Below are 8,152 nucleotides of genomic sequence, written 5' to 3'. Positions count from 1 at the left end.
GGCTTGAAACCGTCGAGGATGTGCGAAGCCGCCGTTGTCAGCACGCCCTGGGTACAGAACAGATCCTTGATGCCGATCGGCAGGCCTTCCATGGCCCCGCCCTCGCCGCGTGCGAGCTTTTCGTCGGATGCCTTGGCCATCGCCCGCGCCTTGTCCGGCGTTTCGGTGATGAAGGCGTTCAGGCTCTTGCCCGCTTCCATGGCGCCGATATAGGCCTCGGTCAGCTCGGTAGAGGAGGTTTTTTTCGCCTTCAGCGCGTCGCGCGCCTCGGTCAGGCTGAGTGAGAGAAGATCGCTCATTATTCGACCACCTTCGGAACAGCGTAATAGCCATGCGCCCGGTCCGGCGCGTTCGCCAGCACCCGTTCGGGATAGGCGCCGTCGGACACCGCGTCGGCGCGCAGCGGCAGGCCGTGGCCCGTGACGCTCGCCAGCGGCTCGACATTGTCCGTATTCACTTCACCCAATTGCTCGACAAAGCCGAGAATAGTGTTCAGATCACCGACCATGGCATCCAGTTGTGCGTCGTCGGTCTTGATACGCGCGAGATGCGCGATTTTCGCGACAGTGGCTTTGTCAAGCGACATCGGATAAGGCTCTCCGTAATATTCGGAAATTCGCGGCAGCTCCATACACCAAGCACAGAGCCGCAAAACGGTGGCGAAGGTATCACCCTGACATGACATTCTGCAACCCCGCCGACCTGCCAGAAATGATGGGCAAGTTCACCCGGATTCTGGGGCTGGACCTCGGCTCCAAGACCATCGGCATCGCCATCTCCGACCCGTTCCTGCGCGTCGCCTCATCGGTCACCACCATCCAGCGCCGGAAGTTCACCAAGGACGCCGAAGAGCTGGCGCGGATCGTCACGGAAAAGAATGTCGGCGCCTTCCTGATCGGCCTGCCGCTGAACATGGACGGCACCGAGGGCCCCCGGTGCCAGTCGACCCGCGATTTCGCCCGTGAGCTGATCCTGCGCATCGACCTGCCGGTCGCGTTTTTCGACGAGCGGATGAGCACCATGGCCGTCGAGCGGGCCATGATCGACGCGGACATGACCCGGAAGAAACGCGCGGCCCGGGTGGATCAGCTTGCCGCGGCCTATATCCTGCAGGCCGCGCTGGACACGATACCGGACTGAGCCACCCCGAATTCCAGCATCCAAGACAAGACAGAACCAGAGAGACCCGATGTCGATATTGTTCATTACCTCCACACGGATCGGCGATGCGATTCTCTCGACCGGAATTCTCTCCTGGTTGCATGAGCAATATCCCGAAGACGGCATCACCATCGCCTGCGGCGGACCGGCGTCGAAGGTATTCGGCGAAGTACCGAACCTGGAGGCGCTGCATATCATCAGGAAGCAGCGCAATCACGGGCACTGGTGGCAGCTCTGGCGGACCATGGCGCCCCGGAGATGGCGCGTCGTCGTCGATCTGCGCCGCTCCGCCATGCCCTGGCTGCTGCTGGCCGGAAAGCGCTACAGCGTCCCCTACGACCGGACCGGGCGGCACCGGGTCGAGCTGAACGCCTCGATGTTCGGCATTCCGCCGCAGAACCCGAAGATCTGGACTGCGCCAAAACACCGGGAGACTGCGGAAAAGCTGCTCGCGGGAGCGAAAACCCCCGTCGCGCTCGCCGTCGGTGCCAACTGGGCGGGAAAGACCTGGCCAGCGGACCGGTTCGCGGCACTGGCGGACAGTATCCGGCAGATGAAAGCCTTCGCGCCGGGCGCCGAGATCGTACTCGTCGGCGGTCCCGACGAGCGGGAGGCTGGAGCCGCTCTGCTGGAGAATCAGGATGGAGGCCGGGTGATCGACGGCTTCGGGCTGGACATCCTCTCGACCTACGAGCTGCTGAAAAGATGCCGCCTGATGGTCGCCAACGACAGCGCCATGATGCATCTCGCGGCAGCCTCCGGCATTCCGACCATCGGCCTGTTCGGGCCGACAAAGGACCAGCATTACCGGCCCTGGGGCGAGAACGGCTACGTTATCCGCACCCCGGACAGCGCAGACGCCCTTATGGCCCGCCTGCGTACCGACCCCGCTTCGGTCTCGACGCTGATGGAAGGCATCACGGTCGATGACGTCCTGGCGAAAATCGCAGAGCTGGAAAGCCGGGGCGCGATTCCGAACACCCGCCAGGCATGAGTACCACCCCTTCCCGGCAGGAACTGACCCGCATCGCCGGGGACGTCCGCCGGTTTCTGGAAGGGCTATGGCCCGAATGGCACGCCCTCAGGGGCCGGGCGCTTCCCGATCCCCTCTCCCTCGGCACCTGCCAGACCACCAGCCTGCTCCTCGCCACTGTTCTGCGGGAACACGGATTCGATGCGGCCGTCGCCCAGGGCAATGCACCGGGGGCGACGGAAGGCTATCTCCACGACGGCATCTGGCACGGGCATGCCTGGGTCAAATGCGGCGGCTGGATCGTCGATATCTGCGCCGACCAATATGGCGGCCCGCCGGTTTCGATCAGCCCATCAGACGATCCGCGCTACCGGACGGGCCGGGACACCGCATATGAAAGCGCGAAACGGCAACGGCAGGAGTTGGCCAGCTCCGCCCTCGAAGCCTGGCGAAAGCGCCGCTGACGCTTGATCAGCGGCATTCTTTCCAGCCGAAAAGCCCCGTCCGCGCCAGCCCGGTCAGAATCCGTCCACGAACATCTCCGCGTTCATTTTCCGGGCCGCGATCACTGGCTCCGAAGTCTCCGTCTCGTAACCGCCCGGACGCGGAACGCTGACGGCGAGACCGTTCTCGGCAATCTTCAGGATCATCTCTTCATAGCTCATGTTCAGATTGAGCAAACAGCCACGGTAAAAGTACCCCTTGCGGAGGCCGGGCATGAGATTGGCTTCGATGAAGTGCGGCACGTTGTCGTGGCTCATCTTGATGTCGATGCGCCCGAGCGACTTGCCGTCGAGTGCCCGGAACGCCGCCTTGGCAAGGTCGCCGAGGCGCGCGTGAATTGCCATGTCCGTCACCATCTCGACGGTCTCGGCATCCTGCTTCTTGATATCGTAATCGAGAATACGGTCCCCGTTTTGATTGGGAGCGGCGATGATCTCGATCGGCATGGCGCGCAAGGTTCCATTGGTTGCGTCTTCCAGAATGCCGACGCTGTATTCCCGGCCCGAGAGATACGTTTCCACCAGTGCGCGGCTGTTCTGCGTCTCATGGATATCCAGCACCTTGCGCCGGAAGCTCTCGAAATCATGCACCACGGAATTGGCATCCACGCCCCGGCTGTCTCCCCCGGTGACAGGCTTGACGAAGAGCGGAAAGGCAATCGGCACGGAGGCGGCGGTCGGATGTTCGCCCGGAGCTGTCTGGAAATACCGCGCGGTCGCGATATTGGCCTGCTGCATGATGCGCTTGGCGCGGGCCTTGTCATGCTCATTGTCGAGCGCTGCCTTGCCCGAGGCAATGTAGGCAATGCCATGCAGGTCCAGGAAATCGTTCAACCACAGATCCTGGCCGCCGAAATTGAAATATTTGACCCCGGAGAACACCAGATCCGGCCGCCGTGCGGCCAGAAGCTCCAGATCCTTCTGCGTGTTTATCTGGGTGATGCTGACATCGTGATAATAGCCCGACAGGATTTCCTGAACGGCCGGCACATCCAGCTCAATCCCGACATTCTTGCGATTGGCCGTGATGTCCGTGAGATAGGGCACGGTAACAATTTCAATGACCTTGTTCCGGTTGCGATCAACAGAGGAGGCTGTGCCGGGAGAAACCGCTGTTTGACCGGCATGCCGCGGGAACGCTTTGGCGCGCGGCCGGTAATCAAGGGACGTTCTGGGATCAAGGGAGGCTCTAGATTTCAGGAGAGCCCCGGGTTTCAGGGACGTTCTGATGATGGTTTTGTCATTAATGTCCAAAATGGATCCTTCACCGCTAATGCGTGTGATGCCTCGGGAGGCACGTGTGTGCTCCCGGGGGGCGAAAATGTCAGAAATGCTCAGTAAACAAGCGCGGAGAAACCGAATTTCTCAACCGCAGCTGCATGAGCCTCTTCCTTAGCAGGAATTGCGGCGTACAGATATGACGATCTTCATGAGGCCCGGACTGCCCTGCCCGGCTCACCGGTAAAATATGGTCCCTGCCAGCAGTGTCTTCGCCGGGGAATGCGGAGCCGGTGGCCGTCCCGATATTCGCCCCGTCGGAGTCCGGGTTTCGCGCTCAAACGGGAGGATATTCAGGCGTGGACTCTTATTGCGATCGCGGTGCCGCCACGCCGATGACACCCCTTAAATTCCGCTTTTAATGGATTATCTCAAGAGCACGTCACGTGCTCAGGAGATGTCACGGACGCTGAGAGGAAAATATGATGTTGTCTTTAACGAGATTGCTCATCGTCGCCACTGTTCTCGTCGTCACGCAGGCCGGATCCGCCTATTCCGCCGGAAAAAACCCGACGACGATCACCACCCTGAAAGCCTGCGAGGCCGCGATCCAGGATACCCAGGAAGCCCGCGCGGGAAACCCTGACCTTGGCCCCAAATCCGCAGCGGTCTTTGACAGCCTGCTCGAGCTTGCGGCCCAGCGATGCAAGGACGGCGAATATCAATACGCGGATGACTTGCTGATCGTCGCACGCGGCATGGTCGCGTCCGAGTAAGACGAATAGGCAGTCCAAGGGACACGAAACATAATCCACGCACCCGGGAGACAAGTTTCGTGTCCCCATATCATCCCCTCCCCCTCAGGCCATCACCCCGTCCGGAAACATCATTATTCCGCCCCCAACATCGTCATCCCGCACGTGATGCGGGACCCAGAGAGCATAGAACACGGCCCCACGCCCCCCCCTGGGGCCCGGCTCTCCGGCCGGAATGACGATGCTTTCTGTTTCAAAGTCGGCCAGCTAATTACGTATCGTCCCCTAATCCCCGGTCACGAGCGTCCTCAGCAACGAGACCGAGATCACGAACGCGCTTGATATGCTGCTAACTGGAATATGACATTGCGTTGCGGGATGCGAAATGCCGTTGAGGAGAGACCGCATATTGTGATTTAGGAACCGCAACACGAATTAAATGTCGTGCCTCCTTAGTTCCTGAATAGATCTCATACCCAAATCTGCCTCATCTGATGACGCAAACAACTGTGGCCCCCAAGATAGTTCGTTCTGTATATGATTTGCTGTATCAAGAACTATTGCACGACACCAGTTTGCGACTTTAAAAAACGTCATAGCCGTGTTTGTATCAATATCCAACATTTCGTCACGACTAACCCCAGCACTCCTTACTGCTTCCAAAACACGACCTCTCCACTCGTTACGAGGTGATGGAATCGGTACGAAATGCACAACTTCACCTCGTAGATTCGATAAAAGACCCAGTTTGTTGATCAAATTTTGGTCCGCAAAATCACTCAATTGCAAAATGAACATAAACCGCTTTATTTTTTCCTTGGAAAGGGGCTCTGCGGCAACCTCGTAACACGATGCGTTTAATTCTTCTTGATCGACAAACAATTGAACTCGCGCCAAAATAGAATTTAGTAAAGAATCTAATGAACTTACATAAAGAACAATACTCGGAGCAATCATCGGCGATCCAGAAAAATTAATACTTGGTCTTTTTGAGATCGCTTCACGATGTAATGTTGTTGCAGATTTCCAGTAAGCCTGCGTCAAGTCTGAGAACATTTTTTTAGAGTCATCTGATCGATAAGCAGCCGCAGTTTTGTGACGCCTCAATTGGATCGAACTAAGATTAGAGATGCTTTTTTCTCTCGCATTTATGGGAACACGCGACTTAATTGACGCGTTCAAAGGTGAATTTCGTCCCTCAGCCTCACCTGCTCCCTCCCGCGCCCCAACCAACGCCCTCATCTTTCGCACCGCCGCCTCCGGGCTGGTCAGCACCGGCCGGTCAGTCACCGCGCGGCAGGCCGGGGCGGCTGGGGCCATGGAGAAATGGGCCAGCAGGAAGACATCCGCGTCCGCCGTGCGGGCGACCGCGTCGGCGATGAGGCGGTTGTGGGTTTCCGCGTCACCACCGTTCAGCGCCTCCCGCGCGCCCTCCGCGAAAACCGTTGTCAGGCGTGCTCCGGAATCGCGCCGCGCAGCCTCGTCGCGGAATTCCTCCGCCATGCCCTCGACCGCCGCCGGGAAGGTGTAGATCATCGCAATACGCCTTCCGTGGCCAAAGGCCTCCTCGAACATGGCTTCGTTCGGTTTCAGCACCGACAGCGGCGATGTACGCGCGGCCTCCTCTATCGCTTCGCCAAAGGCCGAACAGGTGTAGAGGATGCCCGCAGGCCCCGTTCCCTCGGCATAGCGCGCGAGCGCCACGGTCCGTGCCGCCAGACCCGGCGTCAGGTAGGCTTCCTTCGCGCGGTCGACCGAGAGAGCCTCGTCCAGCAACGAACGGATCTCGGCCTCCGGCCAAATTTCCCGGAACGCCGTCTCTATCGGGGCTATGGCGAGCGGCGTTGCGTGGATCAGGGAAATGCGGACTGGATTGGACATTTTTGAGTTCCAGAAAATTGGCTCTTACGGGGACACAATTCAATTCGCGCTCTGACCGTCACGCCCCTCACCCCTCCGGGTTCGGCTGCATATAAACGATGGCACTCAGGATCACATCAACATCAGAGCCATTCGCTGCGAATGGCAGGAACACCCGTTCGAGTGCAGCGAAATCCAGCCTGAAGCTGGTCGGCGACACGCCATATCTGTAATTAGGCAACCCCGACTCCACGACCTCGACCCTATGGCGCACGAGCAATTGCTCATCGGCATTCGGCCAGACCTTGTCAAGATACTGGCCCGTGAAATCAGCGCCCATCGCCTCGACGATTGCGGTTCCCATGAGACGAACCCGGAAGCGGTACGGGTCCCGTTCAACATCGGTCAGCACGAGGTTAGGTAGAACTCTCGAGACGCTCAGCGGATCGAAATCCGCCCGCGCGGGTATACGGTCACCCGGATGGATCGCTATCCAGTGGGAGAGGAGTTCACGTATCGCCGTAGTCTGCGCCTGCTCCCTGATGTCCCTGGCGCGCGGGAGACTCGGGTGTTCATGCATGTTCTGTCCGGTTCAGTGAAACGCCCCGAGTTCATGTTGCAACGCCATTCCCGGGATTGCCAGATCTTTAGCCCCCGAAAACTCAACCCTCGGTATTTTCAACCCCTCCAAAAGTTGAATTTTTATGATTATACCGATATCGAAAATCGCAATGGCTCGCCCCACGCATAATGGTCTGCCCGCGCTGCATCGTGATCTTGTCGGAATAGCCTTCGCAGAAGCTGCCGTCCCGGTTGCAGGACAACAGATGGCCGATTTCTCCCAGCCCCATCTCCTTGTACATCTCGGCATAGCGGCAGCGGGTGACGTTGAAATGGTAGGTCTCGTCCGTCGCCTCCAGCACGTCGGTTTCCAGTGCGCCGCCATGGGTCCAGAGGCTGTATAGCGCCTGGAAGTCGCGCATGTTGCGATCCGGTCCGTCGCGTTCGGCGAAGGTTTGTGCCTGGGCGATGGCGGCCTTGCGGATGGCGCTGCTGATGATCTTCTGCGCCACCTCCCGGCCAACCTCCCGCACCATCTCCTCGTAAATCGGTTTGATCACGGTCGCTTCGATGCGGCGTTGCTCGATGATGGGAAGGTCGGTCATGGCTCTCTCCGGGTGATTACGGCCAAGCTCTTTTCAACGGCCCGGCGGACGGTCTCGACCTCATGAAAAGGCCGGGAACGGTATATTAGAATAAAGCAGGTTCCGCGGGTGCCGGAAATGGGGCCGGTATTCGGAGAATTCGCCAGCACGCGGGACCGTGCGGCGCGCCTTTACCGGTCTTGCGGTTCAGGAACGTCCTCCTCGAAAATCTCTTCGACTTTCAACCCGAACAAGCGGGCTATCCGGAACGCCAGGGGCAATGACGGGTCGAACTTTCCGTTCTCGACCGCATTGACGGAGTTTCGAGAAACACCAAGCCGGCTTGCAAGGTCTGCCTGGGTCCAGCGCCGCTCAGCCCGCAATACGCGAATCCTGTTTTTCATATCAGCCTCGGCCCGCCGCTATCGCTTGGATGCCCACCACATCCAGTTGCCAATGGCACAAACCACGCTCTGAACCAAGACGACAAAGACGATGCCCAGGGCGAAACCAACCACCGCCGGCGATAAACCGCTT

At 59.2% G+C, this 8,152-nt stretch carries 11 protein-coding genes; 4 read left to right on the top strand and 7 right to left on the bottom strand.

The genetic code is table 11. From position 1 onward, the window contains the following. Together ACN0SW_RS20020 and gatC are read right to left on the bottom strand one after the other, a co-directional pair. The coding region (locus ACN0SW_RS20020) for an amidase family protein (RefSeq protein ID WP_417729661.1) at positions 1–299 on the bottom strand (299 nt) is incomplete at its 3' end. Further along, positions 299–586, bottom strand: a complete 288-nt coding sequence (gatC, locus tag ACN0SW_RS20015) for an Asp-tRNA(Asn)/Glu-tRNA(Gln) amidotransferase subunit GatC (RefSeq protein ID WP_339851260.1) — start codon at positions 584–586, stop codon at positions 299–301. The genes gatC and ACN0SW_RS20020, both read right to left, overlap by 1 nt. 92 nt (positions 587–678) lie before the next feature. On the opposite strand from gatC, the gene ruvX reads away from it, so the two are divergent. Genes ruvX through ACN0SW_RS20000 form a run of 3 tightly spaced genes read left to right on the top strand, consistent with a single transcriptional unit; the run spans position 679 to position 2,598 of the window. Beyond that, positions 679–1,140, top strand: a complete 462-nt coding sequence (gene ruvX / locus ACN0SW_RS20010) for a Holliday junction resolvase RuvX (RefSeq protein WP_417729660.1) — start codon at positions 679–681, stop codon at positions 1,138–1,140. A gap of 49 nt (positions 1,141–1,189) precedes the next feature. Then, the gene (locus ACN0SW_RS20005; RefSeq protein ID WP_417729659.1) at positions 1,190–2,155 is read left to right on the top strand and encodes a glycosyltransferase family 9 protein; all 966 of its coding nucleotides are present in this window, start codon (positions 1,190–1,192) and stop codon (positions 2,153–2,155) included. Next, positions 2,152–2,598, top strand: a complete 447-nt coding sequence (locus ACN0SW_RS20000; RefSeq protein WP_417729658.1) for a transglutaminase domain-containing protein — start codon at positions 2,152–2,154, stop codon at positions 2,596–2,598. The genes ACN0SW_RS20005 and ACN0SW_RS20000 overlap by 4 nt, the downstream gene beginning before the upstream one ends. A 54-nt stretch (positions 2,599–2,652) precedes the next feature. On the opposite strand, the gene ACN0SW_RS19995 is transcribed toward ACN0SW_RS20000, so the two are convergent. After that, positions 2,653–3,684, bottom strand: coding sequence for a D-alanine--D-alanine ligase family protein (locus ACN0SW_RS19995; RefSeq protein WP_417729657.1), 1,032 nt, complete (start codon positions 3,682–3,684; stop codon positions 2,653–2,655). A 674-nt stretch (positions 3,685–4,358) separates the two neighbouring features. Here ACN0SW_RS19995 and ACN0SW_RS19990 point away from each other — a divergent pair. Further along, positions 4,359–4,631, top strand: coding sequence for a hypothetical protein (locus ACN0SW_RS19990; protein ID WP_417729656.1), 273 nt, complete (start codon positions 4,359–4,361; stop codon positions 4,629–4,631). 414 nt (positions 4,632–5,045) lie between these two features. Here ACN0SW_RS19990 and ACN0SW_RS19985 read toward each other — a convergent pair whose 3' ends face one another. The 4 genes from ACN0SW_RS19985 to ACN0SW_RS19970 form a co-directional block, all read right to left on the bottom strand. Then, the gene (locus ACN0SW_RS19985; RefSeq protein ID WP_417729655.1) at positions 5,046–6,491 is read right to left on the bottom strand and encodes an aspartate/glutamate racemase family protein; all 1,446 of its coding nucleotides are present in this window, start codon (positions 6,489–6,491) and stop codon (positions 5,046–5,048) included. 67 nt (positions 6,492–6,558) lie between these two features. Continuing rightward, the gene (locus ACN0SW_RS19980) at positions 6,559–7,050 is read right to left on the bottom strand and encodes a PAS domain-containing protein (protein WP_339851248.1); all 492 of its coding nucleotides are present in this window, start codon (positions 7,048–7,050) and stop codon (positions 6,559–6,561) included. 82 nt (positions 7,051–7,132) lie between these two features. Beyond that, a complete protein-coding gene (locus tag ACN0SW_RS19975) occupies positions 7,133–7,636 on the bottom strand; it encodes an L-2-amino-thiazoline-4-carboxylic acid hydrolase (RefSeq protein WP_417729654.1) in 504 nt (167 codons plus the stop codon). A 170-nt stretch (positions 7,637–7,806) separates the two neighbouring features. Continuing rightward, on the bottom strand, positions 7,807–8,019 hold the full coding sequence (locus ACN0SW_RS19970; protein WP_339851244.1) for a helix-turn-helix transcriptional regulator: 213 nt from the start codon (positions 8,017–8,019) through the stop codon (positions 7,807–7,809). Positions 8,020–8,152 lie beyond the last annotated feature (133 nt).

This window comes from Roseovarius sp. (genome assembly GCF_048262375.1).
Taxonomy (GTDB): Bacteria; Pseudomonadota; Alphaproteobacteria; order Rhodobacterales; family Rhodobacteraceae; genus Roseovarius.
Note: the sequence above shows the minus strand (reverse complement) of the source record. Positions and strands in the feature narration are given on the sequence as shown.